General features: G+C 63.4%; 18 protein-coding genes and 1 tRNA gene. 11 read left to right on the top strand and 8 right to left on the bottom strand.

All coding sequences use genetic code 11. From position 1 onward, the window contains the following. The first annotated feature begins 111 nt into the window (after nt 1-111). The 4 genes from ACQ4WL_RS01985 to ACQ4WL_RS01970 all read left to right on the top strand — a co-directional run bounded on the left by ACQ4WL_RS01985 (nt 112) and on the right by ACQ4WL_RS01970 (nt 3,224). A complete protein-coding gene (locus ACQ4WL_RS01985; RefSeq protein WP_436507712.1) occupies nt 112-570 on the top strand; it encodes a YbaN family protein in 459 nt (152 codons plus the stop codon). A 324-nt stretch (nt 571-894) separates the two neighbouring features. Next, the gene (locus ACQ4WL_RS01980; RefSeq protein ID WP_436507710.1) at nt 895-1,704 is read left to right on the top strand and encodes a methionine ABC transporter ATP-binding protein; all 810 of its coding nucleotides are present in this window, start codon (nt 895-897) and stop codon (nt 1,702-1,704) included. Then, the gene (locus tag ACQ4WL_RS01975; RefSeq protein WP_436507709.1) at nt 1,697-2,371 is read left to right on the top strand and encodes a methionine ABC transporter permease; all 675 of its coding nucleotides are present in this window, start codon (nt 1,697-1,699) and stop codon (nt 2,369-2,371) included. Before ACQ4WL_RS01980 ends, ACQ4WL_RS01975 begins: the two co-directional genes overlap by 8 nt. A gap of 25 nt (nt 2,372-2,396) precedes the next feature. Beyond that, on the top strand, nt 2,397-3,224 hold the full coding sequence (locus ACQ4WL_RS01970) for a MetQ/NlpA family ABC transporter substrate-binding protein (protein ID WP_436507708.1): 828 nt from the start codon (nt 2,397-2,399) through the stop codon (nt 3,222-3,224). A 91-nt stretch (nt 3,225-3,315) separates the two neighbouring features. Here the strand turns inward: ACQ4WL_RS01970 and ACQ4WL_RS01965 are convergent, their stop codons facing one another. Next, nucleotides 3,316-3,930, bottom strand: a complete 615-nt coding sequence (locus ACQ4WL_RS01965) for an OmpW/AlkL family protein (protein WP_436507707.1) — start codon at nt 3,928-3,930, stop codon at nt 3,316-3,318. Between the two features lie 366 nt (nt 3,931-4,296). Between ACQ4WL_RS01965 and fur the strand changes: the two genes are divergently transcribed. The 7 genes from fur to ACQ4WL_RS01930 all read left to right on the top strand — a co-directional run bounded on the left by fur (nt 4,297) and on the right by ACQ4WL_RS01930 (nt 9,008). Then, a complete protein-coding gene (fur, locus tag ACQ4WL_RS01960; protein ID WP_426070441.1) occupies nt 4,297-4,734 on the top strand; it encodes a ferric iron uptake transcriptional regulator in 438 nt (145 codons plus the stop codon). Between the two features lie 71 nt (nt 4,735-4,805). Beyond that, nucleotides 4,806-5,171, top strand: coding sequence for a MerR family transcriptional regulator (locus ACQ4WL_RS01955; protein WP_436507706.1), 366 nt, complete (start codon nt 4,806-4,808; stop codon nt 5,169-5,171). Between the two features lie 72 nt (nt 5,172-5,243). Then, nucleotides 5,244-5,834, top strand: coding sequence for an NAD(P)H-dependent oxidoreductase (locus tag ACQ4WL_RS01950; RefSeq protein WP_436507705.1), 591 nt, complete (start codon nt 5,244-5,246; stop codon nt 5,832-5,834). A gap of 180 nt (nt 5,835-6,014) precedes the next feature. Next, nucleotides 6,015-7,220, top strand: a complete 1,206-nt coding sequence (locus ACQ4WL_RS01945) for a SpoIIE family protein phosphatase (RefSeq protein ID WP_436507703.1) — start codon at nt 6,015-6,017, stop codon at nt 7,218-7,220. A 65-nt stretch (nt 7,221-7,285) separates the two neighbouring features. Next, nucleotides 7,286-7,843: a SiaB family protein kinase gene (locus ACQ4WL_RS01940; protein WP_071322933.1), complete on the top strand. Its 558-nt coding sequence runs from the start codon at nt 7,286-7,288 to the stop codon at nt 7,841-7,843. Nucleotides 7,844-7,865: 22 nt separating this feature from the next. After that, nucleotides 7,866-8,264, top strand: a complete 399-nt coding sequence (locus ACQ4WL_RS01935) for a DUF1987 domain-containing protein (protein WP_436507700.1) — start codon at nt 7,866-7,868, stop codon at nt 8,262-8,264. Between the two features lie 3 nt (nt 8,265-8,267). After that, nucleotides 8,268-9,008 carry a GGDEF domain-containing protein gene (locus ACQ4WL_RS01930; protein WP_436507698.1) on the top strand — a complete coding sequence of 247 codons (741 nt, stop codon included), beginning with the start codon at nt 8,268-8,270 and terminating at the stop codon, nt 9,006-9,008. A 14-nt stretch (nt 9,009-9,022) separates the two neighbouring features. On the opposite strand, the gene ACQ4WL_RS01925 is transcribed toward ACQ4WL_RS01930, so the two are convergent. From ACQ4WL_RS01925 to fdxH, 7 genes are all read right to left on the bottom strand, one after another. Next, a complete protein-coding gene (locus tag ACQ4WL_RS01925) occupies nt 9,023-9,736 on the bottom strand; it encodes a substrate-binding periplasmic protein (RefSeq protein WP_436507697.1) in 714 nt (237 codons plus the stop codon). 155 nt (nt 9,737-9,891) lie between these two features. After that, nucleotides 9,892-9,987 (bottom strand) — tRNA-Sec (locus ACQ4WL_RS01920). A 12-nt stretch (nt 9,988-9,999) separates the two neighbouring features. Further along, nucleotides 10,000-11,955 carry a selenocysteine-specific translation elongation factor gene (gene selB / locus ACQ4WL_RS01915; protein ID WP_436507695.1) on the bottom strand — a complete coding sequence of 652 codons (1,956 nt, stop codon included), beginning with the start codon at nt 11,953-11,955 and terminating at the stop codon, nt 10,000-10,002. Next, on the bottom strand, nt 11,952-13,373 hold the full coding sequence (selA, locus tag ACQ4WL_RS01910) for an L-seryl-tRNA(Sec) selenium transferase (protein WP_436507693.1): 1,422 nt from the start codon (nt 13,371-13,373) through the stop codon (nt 11,952-11,954). Before selA ends, selB begins: the two co-directional genes overlap by 4 nt. Continuing rightward, nucleotides 13,370-14,425 carry a formate dehydrogenase accessory protein FdhE gene (gene fdhE, locus ACQ4WL_RS01905; protein ID WP_436507692.1) on the bottom strand — a complete coding sequence of 352 codons (1,056 nt, stop codon included), beginning with the start codon at nt 14,423-14,425 and terminating at the stop codon, nt 13,370-13,372. Before fdhE ends, selA begins: the two co-directional genes overlap by 4 nt. A gap of 161 nt (nt 14,426-14,586) precedes the next feature. Then, the gene (locus tag ACQ4WL_RS01900) at nt 14,587-15,258 is read right to left on the bottom strand and encodes a formate dehydrogenase subunit gamma (protein WP_436507691.1); all 672 of its coding nucleotides are present in this window, start codon (nt 15,256-15,258) and stop codon (nt 14,587-14,589) included. Further along, on the bottom strand, nt 15,248-16,168 hold the full coding sequence (fdxH, locus tag ACQ4WL_RS01895; RefSeq protein WP_436507689.1) for a formate dehydrogenase subunit beta: 921 nt from the start codon (nt 16,166-16,168) through the stop codon (nt 15,248-15,250). The genes ACQ4WL_RS01900 and fdxH overlap by 11 nt, the downstream gene beginning before the upstream one ends. Nucleotide 16,169 lies beyond the last annotated feature (1 nt).

Here is a 16,169-nt window from a genome sequence, read left to right as displayed (position 1 = left end):
ACAGAGCAGAAAAAACATGACGGCCACCCGCCACGATAAGAGCACAGTGAACGCGCACCCCACCACCTCCCCGTCCCGCAGCCTTGGCCTGACAGCTGGCGCCTTGGCCTGATGCAGGAGCCGCACGCCCATACACCTCTGCGCGAAGCGCATGGCGTGCGCCTGCGCCGCTGGGCCTGGACCGCCGCCGGTGCCGTGATGGTACTGCTGGGTATCATCGGCGCCATGCTGCCCGTCATGCCGACGACAATTTTCCTGATCCTCGCCCTGGCCTGCTTCAGCCGCGCCTCGCCGCGCCTCGAGCACTGGCTGCTGCACCATCCCCGCTTCGGTCCGCCGCTGCGCCAGTGGCGCGAACACCGCGCCGTTTCGCGGCGCGGCAAGGCCATGGCTTGCCTGGGCATGGCCATCGGCTTTGTCGCCATGTGCCTGGGCCATCCGCCGTGGTGGGTCATCGCCATGGTGGGCGCCATGGAAATCGCCGTCCTCGTCTACCTGTTGCGGCGTCCCGAAGGCCCTGCCGCCAGCGGAGCAGAATCTGCCCGCGAAGAAGGCATTGGCAGGCAATAAACCGCCCTGCCCGCGTCGAAAAAACGGCAAGTCGGCCAAACTTCACATAAAAACACCGTGATGCCCACGCAGGGCGCGTCGAACTTTTCACCAAGATGCGGCCTCGCTGCGCCAGTGCGCGCAATTAAATGCGGCAAGACCGCCACTTTCCCGCTTTTTCAACTTGAAAACCGACGCATAGACATTATTTGCATATTCAAAGCAAGATTCTGTCGTAGGAGTAATAACACGATCGGAGGTATACTACGCAACCGACGTGGCAGGCCGGGCGATTTGGCCCCTGCAAGCAAGCCTGTCACGGTCCAATAAAAAAGGAAACACTGCATGACCACACCACACCGTACGCCGGTGATTCGCATCGATGGCGCCAACAAGACCTTCGCGCTGCCCAAGGGCGAACAATTCCACGCGGTCAAATCGGTCACGCTGGAAGTCTATCCCGGTGATATTTTCGGCCTGATCGGCAAGAGCGGCGCCGGCAAATCGACATTGCTGCGCCTGATTAACCTGCTCGAACGTCCCGACAGCGGCACCATTACCGTAGCCGGGCGCGAACTGACCCGCCTGGGCAAGAGCGCATTGCGCGACGCGCGCCAGAACATCGGCATGATTTTCCAGCAATTCAACCTGCTGCAAAACGCCAGCGTCTTCGACAACGTCGCCTTCCCCTTGAAAATCCATGGCACCACCAAGGGCGAGCAGATCTCCGCCCGCGTCGAGGAATGCCTGGCCCTCGTGGGCCTGTCCGACAAGCTGCACAGCTATCCGGCGCAATTGTCCGGCGGGCAGAAACAGCGCGTGGCCATTGCCCGCGCCCTGGCCAGCCACCCCGACGTGCTGCTGTGCGACGAGCCGACCTCCGCGCTGGACGCGGAAACAACGCGCGCCCTGCTCGACACCCTGCGCGACATCAATGCGCGCCTGGGTGTGACCATCGTCATCGTCAGCCATGAACTGTCGGTGCTGGGCGCCATCTGCAACCGCGTGGCCGTCGTGGAAAACGGCGCCATCGCCGAACAATTCGATTTGAGCGACACGGCCACCGCGCGCAAGACGGCGCTGGGACGCGAGCTGGCGTATTACGGCACCGAGGCGTTTGAAGCCACCGCATGGAAGGATGCAACACATGTTTGAAGAATCGATCAATAACGTCATCAAGCTGCTGCCGGAAATCTGGGTGGCGCTGGGCCAGACCATGACCATGCTGGGCATCGGTCTCACCGCCGCGATCCTGATCGGCGGCCCGCTGGGCATTGTGCTGTTCCTCGTCTCGGAAGGCCAGTCGCTGGAAAACCGTCCGCTGTCGACGATTTTGGGCTGGCTGGTCAATACCGTGCGCAGCTTCCCCTTCATCATTTTGCTGGTCGCCCTGACGCCGTTTACACGCATCATCGCCGGCACATCGATCGGCCCGCTGGCGGCTGCCGTGCCGCTGTCGTTCGCCGCCATTCCCTACCTTGCGCGCCTGGTGGAACAAAACCTGCGCGAAGTGCCGCGCGGCGTGATCGAGGCGGCGCATGCCATGGGCGCGTCGGAAATGCAGATCATTTTCCGCGTGCTGCTGGTCGAAGCGCGCTCCGGCCTGGTGCTGGCCCTGACCGTGCTGTCGATCAGCTTCCTGTCGTATTCGGCCGTGGCCGGCGTGGTGGGCGGCGGCGGCATCGGCGACCTGGCCATCCGCTACGGCTACTACCGCTTCGAGACGGACATCATGGTCGTCACCGTGGCCATCCTGATCGTGCTGGTGCAAACCATCCAGTTCGCCGGCACGCGCATCGCCAAGCGCCTAGACAAACGTTAATTCCTATTCAGATACAAGGACCTACATGAACCACCTTCGCCGCAACCTGCTCCTGGCCGCCACCAGCCTGGCCTTCGCCACCGCTGCCTACGCCAAGGACCCGAAAGAACTCGTCATCGGTACCAGCTCCGGCCCGTATTCGGACCAGCTGAAGCTGGGCATCAAGCCTATCCTGGAAAAACAGGGCTACAAGGTCAAGATCGTCGAATTCAACGACTACGTGCAGCCGAACTACGCGCTGGCAGAGGGGTCGCTGGACGCCAATGTGTTCCAGCACATCGTGTATCTGACCAAGTTCGCCACCGATAACAAGCTGCCATTGAGCCCATTGATCACCGTGCCGACCATGCCGATCGGCCTGTACGGCGGCAAGCAAAAAACCCTGGCGGAAGTCAAAAACGGCGCCACCATCACCATGCCGAACGACCCGACCAACCAGGCGCGCGCGCTGGTCATGCTGGCAAAGATGGGCTGGATCAAGCTGAAACCGAACGTCGATCCGCTGCGCGCTTCCGAGCGCGACGTGCTGGAAAACCCGAAGAAGCTGAAACTGGTGCCGCTGGAAGCGGCGCAGCTGCCACGTTCGCTGGCGGATGCCGACTACGCCTTCGTCAACGGTAACTTCGCCCTGGCCGCCGGCATGAAGCTGACGTCGGCCCTCGCCGTGGAAAAGATCTCGGACAGCTACATCAACCTGGTGGCCATCCGCACGGCTGACAAAGCCAAGCCATGGGTCAAGGACCTGGAAGCGGCCTACCGTTCGCGCGCCTTCCTCGACGCGACGAACAAATACCTGGCCGGCTACGAAAAGACGGACTACCAGCTGGCGCTGGAAAAGACACTGAAAAAATAAACCGGCGCAGACAATGCAAAAAGGACGGCCAGGTGCAAACCCGGCCGTCCTTTTTTATTCTGCGCGCCACGCGGGCGCTGTCATGCCATGCTTAGAAGCGGTAGCCGACGCCTACACCGATCAGGATAGGATCGATCTTGACTTCGCTGACCTTGGCACCGGCAGCGGTCATGACGTCGCTGCGGATCTGTACTTTCTTGATGTCGAAGTTCAAGGACCAGTTTTTGTCCAGTTTGTAGTCGACACCGGCTTGCAGCGCGAAGCCCCAGCTGTCGTGTTCCAGGCGCAGGCCAGGAATTTTGACATCCGAGATATTCGTGTAGTTCACGCCAGCACCCACGTATGGGCTCAACTGTTTTTCAGGCATGAAGTGGTATTGCAGCGACAGCGTCGGTGGCAGGTGCTTGAAGGTGCCGGCTTTGCCGCCGTCGAGCTTGACGTCATGCTTTTGCGGGTAGGTCAGGATCAGCTCGGCAGCGATATTCGGTGTGAAAAAGTACGAAATATCGATTTCAGGAATCGTCTTGCTGCTGACCGTCACGCGGTCGGATGCGCCGGTGCCACCAAGAGGCGTAGATTTATCGGCCGGATCGATGTGCACGGCGCGGGCGCGCACCAGCCATGGGCTTTCCTGCGCCATTGCATTACCGGCGAATGCGCCGATGGCGGCCAGGACGATTGCTGCTGCAGTTGCGGACTTCTTCATTCTAGTTCCCTCTTTTTTGTCGTTAAGTAACGCTGCGAAGTCTAAGAGTGCAGTGCAACAAAAACTTTGATCCACATCAAATAGTGCTAGATGGCATCACTAAAGCGATTTTTTTCTTTACCCAGATCAAGAAAATGCGGCATTGCAGCGTGGCCGCTCGCATTGCCCCCGTTTCTCCGGCGGCCAGCCCGCCGCGCCAGGCGGACCCCAGTTGCCCGCCGCGCAATCACCACTTGCACAGATGTCACTGGATTGCCGCCTGCGCGCGCAGCATACTATGTCCGGTTCGCACATGAGAATGGTAATGATTATCATTTGCGATATAATGACGTACCTCGCTAGGCGACTATACAAGGAATGGGAGACATGGATATATTGAGGGAACTGCGTGAATCGGGCTTGAAAGTGACCATCCCCCGCTTGCGGATTCTGCAGCTGTTTCAAGAAGGCACGATCAAGCACCTGAGTGCGGACGATGTCTACAAACTCTTGCTGGCTGAAAAAATCGACGTGGGTCTGGCCACCATCTACCGCGTGCTGATGCAGTTTGCCGAAGCGGGCATCCTGTTCCGCCGGCATTTCGAATCAGGCCATGCCGTCTTTGAACTGAACGAAGGCCAGCACCATGACCACCTTGTCTGCACGGGTTGCGGCAAGGTCGATGAATTCGTCGATGAAGGCATCGAACTGCGGCAAAATGAAATCGCTACCGAGCGGGGCTTCGTGCTGCATGAACATGCGCTGTCGCTGTATGGCACTTGCGCAGAATGCACGGCGAAGAAAATCCCGCCGCGCCGGGCCTGAAGTCGCGCTTGAGCGGCCCAAGGCAACGCTGCCTTGCGGTAAGATTCGCTCAAGCTTGATAAAGGACAGCCATGTACATCGGAGAAATCGCCCGCCTGGCGGGCACCTCGCCCAAGGCCTTGCGCCACTATGAAGCGCTGGGCTTGCTGGGCGACGTGCGCCGTTCCGGCGTCTACCGCGTCTACACGCAGCAAGACCTGGCGCAAGTCAAACTCATACGCCAGGCGCAGGCGCTGGGCTTTCGCCTGGCCGAGCTGCTGCCCATCCTGGCCGGCGACGACACCGACTGGGCCGCTCTGTCCCGGCATATCGCCGCCAAGCGCGCGCAAGTACAGCAGGATATCGCGCACCTGCGCCGGCTCGATGCGCAGCTGGGCGAGATCGACATGGAAATCCAGGATTGCCTGGCGGGCCAGGCCCTGCCGGCGGCGGCCTGAAACCGGCGCTTGACTCTGCCACTAGGGGCAGGCTTTAACATGCAAGCTATTCTTTTTTTGAAAGCATGCAGCATGGCGACAGTTATCGTAAAACGCATCCTGGTCATCCTCGGCCATCCCTCCAGCGACAGTTTTTGCGGTGCCCTTGCCGACGCCTACGTGGCAACGGCGCGCGCGGCCGGCCACACGGTGCGCGAACTGCGCCTGGGCCAGCTGGACTTCGACCCCATCCTGCACGAAGGCTACCGCCAGGTGCAGCCGCTGGAAGCGGATTTGCTGGCGGCGCAGGAAGCCATCAGCTGGGCCGAACACCTGGTGTTCGCCTACCCCATCTGGTGGGGCGGCGCACCGGCCCTGCTGAAAGGCTTTGTCGACCGCGTCTTCCTGCCCGGCTACGCCTTCAAGTACCGTCCCGGCAAGGCATTCCCGGCCCAGTTGCTGAAAGGCCGCACGGCGCAACTGCTGGTGACGATGGACACGCCGCCCTGGTATTTCCGCTGGGTCTACCACATGCCCGGCATCCACCAGTTGCGCAAGACGACCCTGGAATTTTGCGGCATCAAGCCGGTCAGGGTGGCCAGCTTCGGCCCCATCTTGAATTCCACCGAGGCGCAGCGCGCGCGCTGGCTGGAACAGGCGCAGGCACTGGCACGGCGCCTGTAGGCCCGGCACCGGCTTGCCATGCAGCCATCTTGCATACGGTTTTGACAAGCGGGTAATCAAGCCGTCATATTCCAAGGCTACCATGATGATATTGCCTGTTTGTCAGTCGCCTTGCCGTCGCGACAACAAGGGGCCGATCGTCATGTAAAGGTAACCGCTGTGGAGTTCAACGCTTCTCGATTGCATCTTCCCCGCTATCGCACCTCCGTGGCGTTTGATCTGTGCATCCCCACGGAATCGGTGCAGGCCGACGCCAGCAATTTCGCCGTGCTCGAGCTGTTCACGGAACGGCGCGACATGATGAGTCTGCCCGTCACGGAGCAGCAGCGGCCCATCGGCTTGATCAGCCGCAACATCTTCATGTCGCAGATGTCCAAGCCCTTCTACCACGAGGTGTACGGCAAGAAGAGCTGCATCGCCTTCATGGACAAGGAGCCGCTGATCGTCGATGGCGCCATGAGCATCGAAGACCTCACCTTCCGCGCCGTGGAAGCGGGCGAAAAGGCGCTGGCCGACGGCTTCATCATCACCGCCGATGGCGCGCTGGCCGGCGTGGGCTTCGGCTTGCAGCTGATGAACGTGGTAGCCACCATGCAGGCCGAAAAGAACCGGCAAATCATGCACAGCATCGATTACGCCAGCGTGATCCAGCGCGCCCTGCTGCGCACATCAAGCGCGGAATTGCGCGCCACCCTGCCCGATGCGCACCTGGAATGGCAGCCACGCGACGTGGTCGGCGGCGATTTTTACTTCTTCGAGCGCCACGCAGGTGGCTGGTTCGCCGCCATCGCCGACTGCACGGGCCACGGCGTGCCGGGTGCCTTCATGACCCTGATCGCCTCGTCGGCCCTGAGCCAGGCCTTGCGCGAACTGGGGCCGCGCGACCCGGCCGCCCTGATCGGCGCCGTCAGCCGCGCCATCAAGACTTTGCTGGGCCAGGACGGCGCCGGCAGCGGCAACGCCGGCTCGAACGACGGCATGGATTGCGCCTTCCTGTGCCATGACGACGCCAGCGCCAGCCTGCGTTTCGCCGGCGCGAAACTGGCGCTGCACGTGGTCGCGCCCGGCGAAGAGGCCGTGCGCGCCATCGATGGCGCGCGCATGGGCGTGGGCTATGTCGATACGCCGGCCGACTACTGCTGGCACAACGAGACGCTAGCCATCCCCGCCGGCAGCCTGTTGTTCATCACCACCGACGGCTTGCTCGACCAGATCGGCGGCGCGCGCGACATCGCCTATGGCAAGCGACGCATGCGCGAGCAGCTGCTGGCGCAGCGCGGCGCGCCCGCCAGCGACGTGGCGGCGGCGCTGCTGCAGGATAGCGCCGCCTGGCAGGGAGAGCAGCCGCGCCGCGACGACCTGACCTTTTTCTGTTTCCGCCTGTAGTTTTGGCGCCATCGAGCCACCTTATCAACAAGAAACCGGGTCACCGGCTAGCCAGGAGCACGGACGTGCTGTACGAAGAATTCAACGAGTTTTGGGATGTGGCGCGCAAGCGCAACATCATCTTTTTTTACGTGGGCTATTTCTCGCAGCACGTGGTGAGCGCCATTTCCGAAACCATCAAGGCGCGCCTCGACACGGCCGGCGCGGCCGGGCCCACGCGGCGGCGCATCTTTTCCTCATTTATCGAGATGTCGCAAAACATCATGCATTACTCCGCCGACAGCTTGACGCCCGATGCGCAACTGGACCAGCAGATGCGGCGCGGCTCATTTTGCATCGGCACGCGCGGCGACAGCTTTTTCCTGCTGTGCGCCAACCCTGTCTCGACCGACAACGTGGCGCAAATCCGCGCCCGCCTGGAGCCGCTGCACACCATGACGATGGAAGAAATCCGCCTTGCCTATAAAAAGGCGCTACGCGAGGAAACGCCGGCCGACAGCAAGGGCGCGGGCCTGGGTTTTCTTACCATGGCGCGCGACGCCAGCGAGCCGCTGGAATTCGAATTCGTCCAGGATCCCCAGGAGCCGGGCCACACCATCTTCTGCATCAAAGCCATCATTTGAAAGAGCCGACTCAGGAAAGCATATGCAATTACCGTCACCACTGTTCATCGCCGCGACCCCGAGTTCGCCCGAAATCGACTTCCGTTTCGAGCAGCACACCCTGTCGATCAAGGGCGAGTCGTATCCGGAAAACGCGGCCGCCTTCTATGGCCCGCTGATCGCCACCGTGCGCGCCTATCTGGACGCCTGCCGCGAGAGCGCCATCACCGTCAACGTCTCGCTGGCCTACTTCAACAGCTCCAGCACGAAGATGCTGTTTACCTTGTTCGACACCCTGAACCAGGCGGCCGTGGAGGGCAACCAGGTGCGCCTGAACTGGTATCACGACGAGGATGACGACACCATCCTGGAATTCGGCCAGGAGCTGCAGCAGGACTTTACGGCGCTCGATTTCCGCGACCATCCCGTGCTGGGCAGCTAGGGCATGCGCGCCGCCATCTCCGAGTCCAGCCTCGAACCCGACCTGTTCACCGTGGAAGCGGCGGCGCTGGCTGCCGCGCGCCGCATGCACGCCGACGTCCATGCCAGCGGCGAGGCGCAGCGCCGCGTGCTCGGTGAACTGATCGTTCACTACGAGCGGCTGATGCGCGAGACGCGGCGCCTGATCGGCCGCAGCGACCGCGCCGAACGCGACATGCATTTGCTGAACCGGCAATTGCAGACGCTGGCCGGCCAGCTCGAATACCGCGCCACGCACGACCCGCTGACGGGCGCCCTGAACCGCGGCGCCGTGATCGACCATGCCTCGCGCTGCCTGGCGCAGGGCGACATGGCGTTGATCGTGCTCGACATCGATCTGTTCAAGCAAGTCAACGACGATTTCGGCCACCCGGCCGGCGACGGCGTGATCCAGGCCGTGGTCGACTGCCTGAAGGGACTGCTGGGACAGGAGACGGCCATCGGCCGGGTCGGCGGTGAAGAGTTTTCCGTAGTCTGGCCCACCTCCTCGCGCGACGACGCGGCGACAGTGGCGCAGCGCATCTGCGAGAGCGTCGGCCGCCAGCGCCATGCGGCACCCATCACGCGCCCCATCACCGTCAGCGTGGGCCTGAGCTGGAACCGCGCCGGCACCGCCTTCGAGACGGCCTACAGCCATGCCGACCAGGCCCTGTACCAGGCCAAGCGAGAAGGACGCAACTGTGTACGCCAGTGGATGGAAAGCTGAATCGATACCTTGATTCAGCGCAGCTGTTCGCGCGCCATGCTGCCGTCACGGCGCATGTCGGCTGCCGCACGCTGCATGGCCGCCACCTGCGCCTCGGGCACCTTGAGGTTACAGGCCAGGTAAGTCTGCACGCGATTAAAGGTCAGCAGCGGCTCCACCTTGCCCTCCCACTCCTTGCCGGCAAACGGCTTGCTGCCCACCGCCATGCCCACAGCCCACAGATCGATGCGCCCGAGCAGCAGTTTTTGCGGATTGAGCCACTCCTGCGTCACGGGCGCCACGCTCAAGCCACGCTGGCGCAGGTAGTCGTCGCGCGCGTCGCCCAGCACCGTGCCGATCACTAGGCCACGCGCATCGGCGAGCGTGCGCAGCGTCAGATGCCGCTCGGCCAGGCCATACAATATCCACTCCGCTTCGTTGAGGGGGCCGATCCAGCGAAATTGCGCTTCGCGCTCTGGCGTGCGCGTGGTGGAAAAGATGCAGGTATCACGCTCGCGCAGCGCCTGCGCGTACGCGCGCTTCCACGGTAGCAATTCGATACTGTAGGCAATACCGGTGCGCGCCATAATCTCGCGCACCTTCGCGGTTTCGCGCCCCACGACAACATTGCCTTCCATCATGCTCGATGGCGGCAAGTGCTCGCCAACGATGCGCAGACCTGCCGCCGCGGCCAGCGCCGGCACCAGCAGCATCGCTGCCAGCAACCATGCCATGCTTGCTTGTTTCATGCTTGCTTTCATCTGCTACAGGGGATTTCCGCCGATGTTACCATCGGCCCGCGCCGGCATCGCTGCATATTGTCAATTACACCATTTATTTTCCGCAACGTGGCAACAAGCCAACGCCGGGACGATCACGATGCAGGGGAAAAGGGAAGAGTAACTGGCGGAAAACAGTAGGAGTCGAACCTACGGGAGAACGTCTGACGCCCTCCACCGGGTTTGAAGCCCGGCCACATCACCGGATGAGTGTGCTTTCCGCGGTGCCTGAGCTAGCTGTTGGGCAAGGCGGCACTGTAGGACCACAGCGCCTGCGGGCGTAATAGATGCCCATTGCCAACACGGCGAGTATAACCGACGCGGTCAAAGAATTCCAAGACCTGGATCGCCCGTTTGCGGCCCAGGCTGCTGGCATCGCGGAAGGTGGCCGCGCCGACGGCGCCATTGCCGGCCGGCAAACCTTCTTCCTGTTCGGCTTTGTCGGCCAGACTGCGCACCAGTTGCGCCAGCTCGGCCAGCGCCGCCTGGTGATAAAACAGGTCGTGCACCACCTGGCTGATCTGCCCGGCCTTGGCAAGTTTGCGCAACAGCCTGCGCGTGTCGTCCTCGGCCAGGCCGGAGTCGCGCGCCAGGTCGCGCGTCCACGGCGGATCGAAACGCCCCTGCAGCAATGCCGCCAGCAAGGGCTCGGCCACCGTTTGCTCCTGCGCCGTCAGTGCCACGCTGTGCGTCGGCAGATGCAGGCTGGCGCCGCGCGCCTGGAGCTCGCCGCGCGCCAGCAAGCCTTCGACCAGGTGGCTCCACAAGGCGTCTTCCATCTCGGCGTCGACAATGCGTTTCAGGCGCCACAGTTCCGGCCCCGCTTCATCGGGCGCGCGCGCGTGGAAGACAGCCAGGGCGGCCAGCACCCGCTCTTCCAGCGCAGCCTGCGCCGCAGGCGCCAGCAGCAGGGCATCGTCACCGCGCAGGGCGATGCGCCGCGTATCGGGCGGCAGCGCGATGGCGCCCGCCGGCAGCAGCGACAGGCGCACCAGCAGCGACTCGCGCAGGCCCAGCGGGCTTTGCGCCAGCAGGGCCGCATAGTCGCCCTGCGCGACAAAGGCCGCCAGGGCATCGAGCCAGGCAAGCCTGGCGGGGCTGCGCCGCTTGCGCGCGGGCCCGAACGGATCGAGCACCATGCCGCCGCCCACCGTTTGCGTCGCCTGCGCATTGCGCACGACGAAGCGGTCGCCGGGCACGGCGTGCATGGGCGTCTCGAACACCAGCTGTACTCTACCCGTCTGGCCCGGCGACAGGGTTACGCCATCAAGCATGACGGCGCGCGCCAGTTGGTGCGCAGCGCCCAGATGCACGTGCAGCGGCGACCAAGCTTTCAATTGCACGCCGGCGTCGGGCAGCAAAGTCAGTTCCACGTCGATACGCTCCGAGCATTGCGCCAGTTCCGGCGCAACGATCCAGTTGCCCCGTTCAATGCGCTCGCGGTCGATGCCGGCCAGATTGAGCGCCAGGCGCTGGCCCGCCATGCCCGTCCCGGCTGCGCGGTTCTGCGCGTGGATGCTGCGCACGCGCGCTTGCGCGCCGCCGGGCGCCAGTTGCAGCATGTCACCCACCTGCACCCTTCCCGCCAGCGCCGTGCCGGTGACGATGGTGCCCTGCCCCGACAAGGTGAACACGCGGTCCACACCCAGGCGGAACAGGCGCCGCTCGTCGCGCTGCGGCAGGCTGCGCGAGACCTGCGTCAGGTGCGCCAGCAAGGCCGCCACGCCGGCATCGTTGTCGCGGCTGGCGGCTGTGGGGAAGATGGGACTGCCCGCCAGCGGCGTGCCTGCCAGCAACGCCTCGATCTCAAGCTCCACTTGCGCCACGCGGGCCCCGTCGGCGCGGTCGATCTTGGTCAGCGCCACGGCGCCGCGCGTCACGCCCAGCAACTGCAAAATGGCCAGGTGCTCGTGCGTCTGCGGCATGATGCCATCGTCGGCCGCTACCACCAGCAGGGCAAAGTCGATGCCCGTCACGCCGGAAGCCATGGTGCGGATGAATTTTTCGTGGCCGGGCACGTCGATCACGCCCAGCACCGTGCCGTCCGCCAGCGGCAGATAGGCATAGCCGAGTTCAATCGAGATGCCACGCGCCTGCTCTTCCTTCAGGCGGTCCGTGTGCACGCCCGTCAGCGCACGCGTGAGCGTCGTCTTGCCATGGTCGATATGGCCTGCGGTGCCGACGATCATGCGGACAACTCGTCAAGCTGCGCAACGAAGGCCGTCTCGTGCGCCGCTTCCAGGCAGCGCAAGTCCAGCCACAAGGTATCTTGCCCGATGCGCCCGATCACGGGGCATGGCAAGGCGCGCAGGCGCTGCTCCAACGTTCCCAATGGATTGCTCAGGCGCGAGCCGGAAGCGCTGCGGATGGCCAGGCCAAAGCTGGGCAGCTGGTCGACGGGCAAGGCGCCGCTGCCGATCTGGCTTGTCATGGCTTCAGCCGTCACCACGTACTGCAGGCCCAGCGCGCCTTGCAGCAGCGGCAGCAGGGTGTGCGCCTGCGCGCGCATGGCGGCCGCGGGGCGCGTCAGCAAACGCAAGGTGGTCAGCCGTTCGGCCAGCAAGTCCGGCGCGCGGTACAGCTGCAGCACCGGGGCCAATGCGGCCAGCGTGAGTTTGCCTACCCTCAGCGCGCGTTTCAGGGGGTTGCGCTTGATCTTCGTGATCAGGTCGGCTCGTCCGACGATGACGCCGCATTGCGGGCCGCCCAGCAATTTATCGCCGCTGAAGGTCACCAGGTCGGCGCCCGCTGCGATGGTTTCGCGCACCGTCGTTTCATGCGGCAGGCCGTATTGCGCCAGGTCGACCAGGGTGCCACTGCCCAGGTCCACGGCCGTCGGCACGCCGTGTTGAGATGCCAGCGGTACCAGTTCATCGAGCTCCACGCTTTTCGTGAAACCGGTGATCGCGTAATTGCTGCAATGCACCTTCATCAAGAGGGCCGTGTGTTCATTCACGCCATTCGCATAATCGGCCAGGTGCGTGCGGTTGGTGCTGCCCACTTCACGCAGCACGGCACCCGCGCGCGTCATCACGTCGGGGATGCGGAAGGCGCCGCCGATTTCCACCAGTTCGCCGCGCGAGACGATGACTTCCCTGTTCTGCGCCAAAGTGTTCAGCATCAGCAGCACGGCGGCCGCGTTGTTGTTGACGATGGTGGCCGCTTCGGCGCCCGTCAGTTCGCGCAGCAATTCCTCGACCAGGTCGTCGCGGTCGCCCCGCTTGCCCGTTTCCAGGTCGAATTCCAGGTTCATCGGCCACTGCAGCGCTTCCACCACGGCTTGTACGGCCGCGTCGGGCAGCAGTGCGCGGCCCAGGTTCGTATGCAGCACGGTGCCCGTCAGGTTGAACACGGCGCGCAGCTGCGAACGCGATTGCGATTCCAGGCGTTCGGCCATTTGCGCGACGATGGCGGCAAGCGATGCGCCCTCTTCGCCGAATTTACCCAAACCCTCACCGGCCAGCATGGCCGTGCGCAGTTCGGCCAGCACGGCGCGCGCGCAGGCCAGGGTTTGCACGCGGCCGTAGTGGGCTATCAGATCCAGGCAAGCCGCGTCGCCCAGGATGCGATCGACCGACGGCAGGCGCACGGTTTGCCCCGTCGTCATGCTTGCTGGCCCTCGCTGCTGTCGCTTTTGCCCAGCCACAGCAGCGGATTGCCGCTGGCGCGCTGGTAGCCCGCTTCGCCCACCAGCAGGTCGAGCATCAGGCTGGCCAGGTCGTCGGCCAGCGGCTCGACGTTGTAATCGTGTTCCTGGTTGAAGACTTTGCGATAAGTATGGCAATCGTCGCAGGTTTCCGCGCGCGCCACTTTCTTAGGATCGTTCGCCTTGTTCGGCAATTTGTCGTCCTTGGCCGCCACGGGGTCGAACGGCATGGCATCGGCCGCGTCCAGGCCCTGGTAGGCGATCTTGCCATTCTGTTCGCAGGTCGAGCACTTCACACGCACCATATGCCATTCGCTTTCGCAAATGCCGCAGTGCAGGTAGCGGTACCCCTGCGACTGGCCGCCGATGCGGATCACGCTGGCGACGGGGTGCGAACCGCAGACGGGGCACAGGGTGCCCGTTTCCAGGTCCGGCACGCGCGCGGCGCGCAGTTCGCTGGCCGACACCGACCACAGGATTTGCAGCGTGGCCGCAACGAACGGCGCGTGCATGGGATTGAGGTTGTCACCGTTTTCATCGAGCACGCAATCGGCGCAGGCGTCCAGCGCCGGCGCGTCGAGCGCGCGTAACTGGGCCAGCACCTGGGTCAGGCCGCCCGATAATGCCGGCTGGCTTGCCGCCGTGGCCGCCAATTCATCGAGCAGGCTGGCAAAGATGTCGCGCCAAACGGGCGGACGGGCGCCATTAACGGGCAGCACCGGCATGCGGTGCTGCATCGCACGGCGCAGCGCGTCGGGGTCGGCGGCAGGCACGGCGCCGGGCGCCAGTTTTTCCACCACGGCGGCCTGCGCGTCGGCCAGCGCGGCCATCAGCACCAGGTAACCCTGCATGCCCGCGTCGACGGGGATGCCCTTGATCTTGCCTTGCGCGAGTTCGCGCAAGCGCAAGGCGCGCGCCGTAAACAGGCTGGCGGGCTGCGGCAGCAGCAGGCGCGGAATCGCGTTATGGTCCAGGCCTTCGATTTCGCCTGGCTGAAGAATGCGTTGTACCAATGGAGTTTTCCCATCAAAAAAAGCACAGCACGGCCAGCGGGTGTGGCCATGCTGTCAAAGTATTCTAAACGATACAGTCATCGCAAGCCGCAAAAGGAAACAGGGGTCAGACCCGGCGGGTCTGACCCCAGCATTTAGTGCGAAGGTAAGTCGAAAATAAATTACCTCTTTGTATTGCGAATAACAGCCTCAAACCACTTCGGATGGTGCTTGCGCGCCCAGCCGTAGGTGACGGTGCCGCGCACCATGGCGCCGACCGAGCCCTTGACCCAGATGGCCGCATAGATATGCACGATGATGGCGCAGATAATGGCAAAAGCGCAACCGGCATGCAGCAAGGCGGCAAAGCGCACCACGTCGATCGGGAAGTAGAACGCGAAATACGCGCGCCAGATCACGATGCCCGACAGCAGCAAGCCGATCATGCTGGCCAACAACACGAAGAACAGGATCTTCTGGCCGGCATTGTATTTGCCGACCTTCGGCAGCTTTTCTTCGCGGTTGTGGAGCACGTCGTCCATCTGTTTCAGCCACTGCTTGTCGCCGTCTTCGAACTTGTTGTGGTGCCAGAAGCGCACCACCAGGATCGCGAACGAGACAAACATTACCAGGCCGGCAAATGGATGCAGGATGCGCGTCCATTGCCCGCCGCCGAACAGGCTGGCCAGCCACGCCATCGACGGATGGAACATGGCCAGGCCGGACAGGGCCAGCATGACGAAGGTGATCGCCGTGATCCAGTGATTCGTGCGCTCGTTCGGGTCGTAGCGTTCGATCAAGGGATTGCCATCCTTGTCGCGCAGCTTGCCATCGTGATGTTCACTATGCTTCATGCTGTTCCTCCCGGATGCGCTTGGCCTCTTCCAGCGCTTCGTGCTCTTCGTCCTTGCTCACTTCGTTCGGACCGACACGCGTGTAATGGAAGAAGCCTGCCAGTGCCGTGGCAGCCATGCCGGCTACTGCCAGCGGCTTGGACCAGCCCTTCCAGAAGCCCACCATCGGGCTGATGCGCGGGCGTTCCGGCAAGTTCGAATACAGCTTCGGCTTGTCGGCATGGTGCAGCACGTACATCACGTGCGTACCGCCCACGCCCAGCGGATCGTACAGGCCCGCGTTCTCGAAACCGCGCGACTTCAGGTCGACGATGCGCTCTTGCGCATGCACCTTCATGTCTTCCTTGGTACCGAAGAGGATGGCGCCCGTCGGGCAGGTTTTCACGCAGGCAGGTTCCTGGCCCACGGCCACGCGGTCCGAGCACAGCGTGCACTTGTAGGCGCGGTCGTCCTTTTTCGAAATGCGGGGCACGTCGAAAGGACAGCCAGCCACGCAGTAGCCGCAACCGATGCAGTTTTCCTGGTGGAAATCGACGATGCCGTTCGTGTATTGCACGATGGCGCCCGGCGCCGGACAGGCTTTCAAACAGCCCGGGTCCTCGCAGTGCATGCAGCCATCCTTGCGGATCAGCCACTCGAGGTTGCCGTCGTTGTCCTCGTGTTCGGCAAAACGCATCACCGTCCACGATTGCGGCGTCAAGTCCGTCGGATTGTCATAGGTGCCATGGTTTTCGCCGACTTCGTCGCGCAAGTCGTTCCATTCCATGCACGCCGTCTGGCAAGCCTTGCAGCCGATGCATTTCGACACATCGATCAGCTTGGCGACGGTGCCGGTCACGGGGCTGCGCGCTTGCGGCGGCGTCACCGTGGTCGCCGACAGGCGCCGGATATCTAAGGATTGCAGTGCCATT

Origin of the sequence: Janthinobacterium kochi, from assembly GCF_051380715.1 — a bacterium.
GTDB lineage: Bacteria > Pseudomonadota > Gammaproteobacteria > Burkholderiales > Burkholderiaceae_D > Janthinobacterium.
Note: the sequence above shows the minus strand (reverse complement) of the source record. Positions and strands in the feature narration are given on the sequence as shown.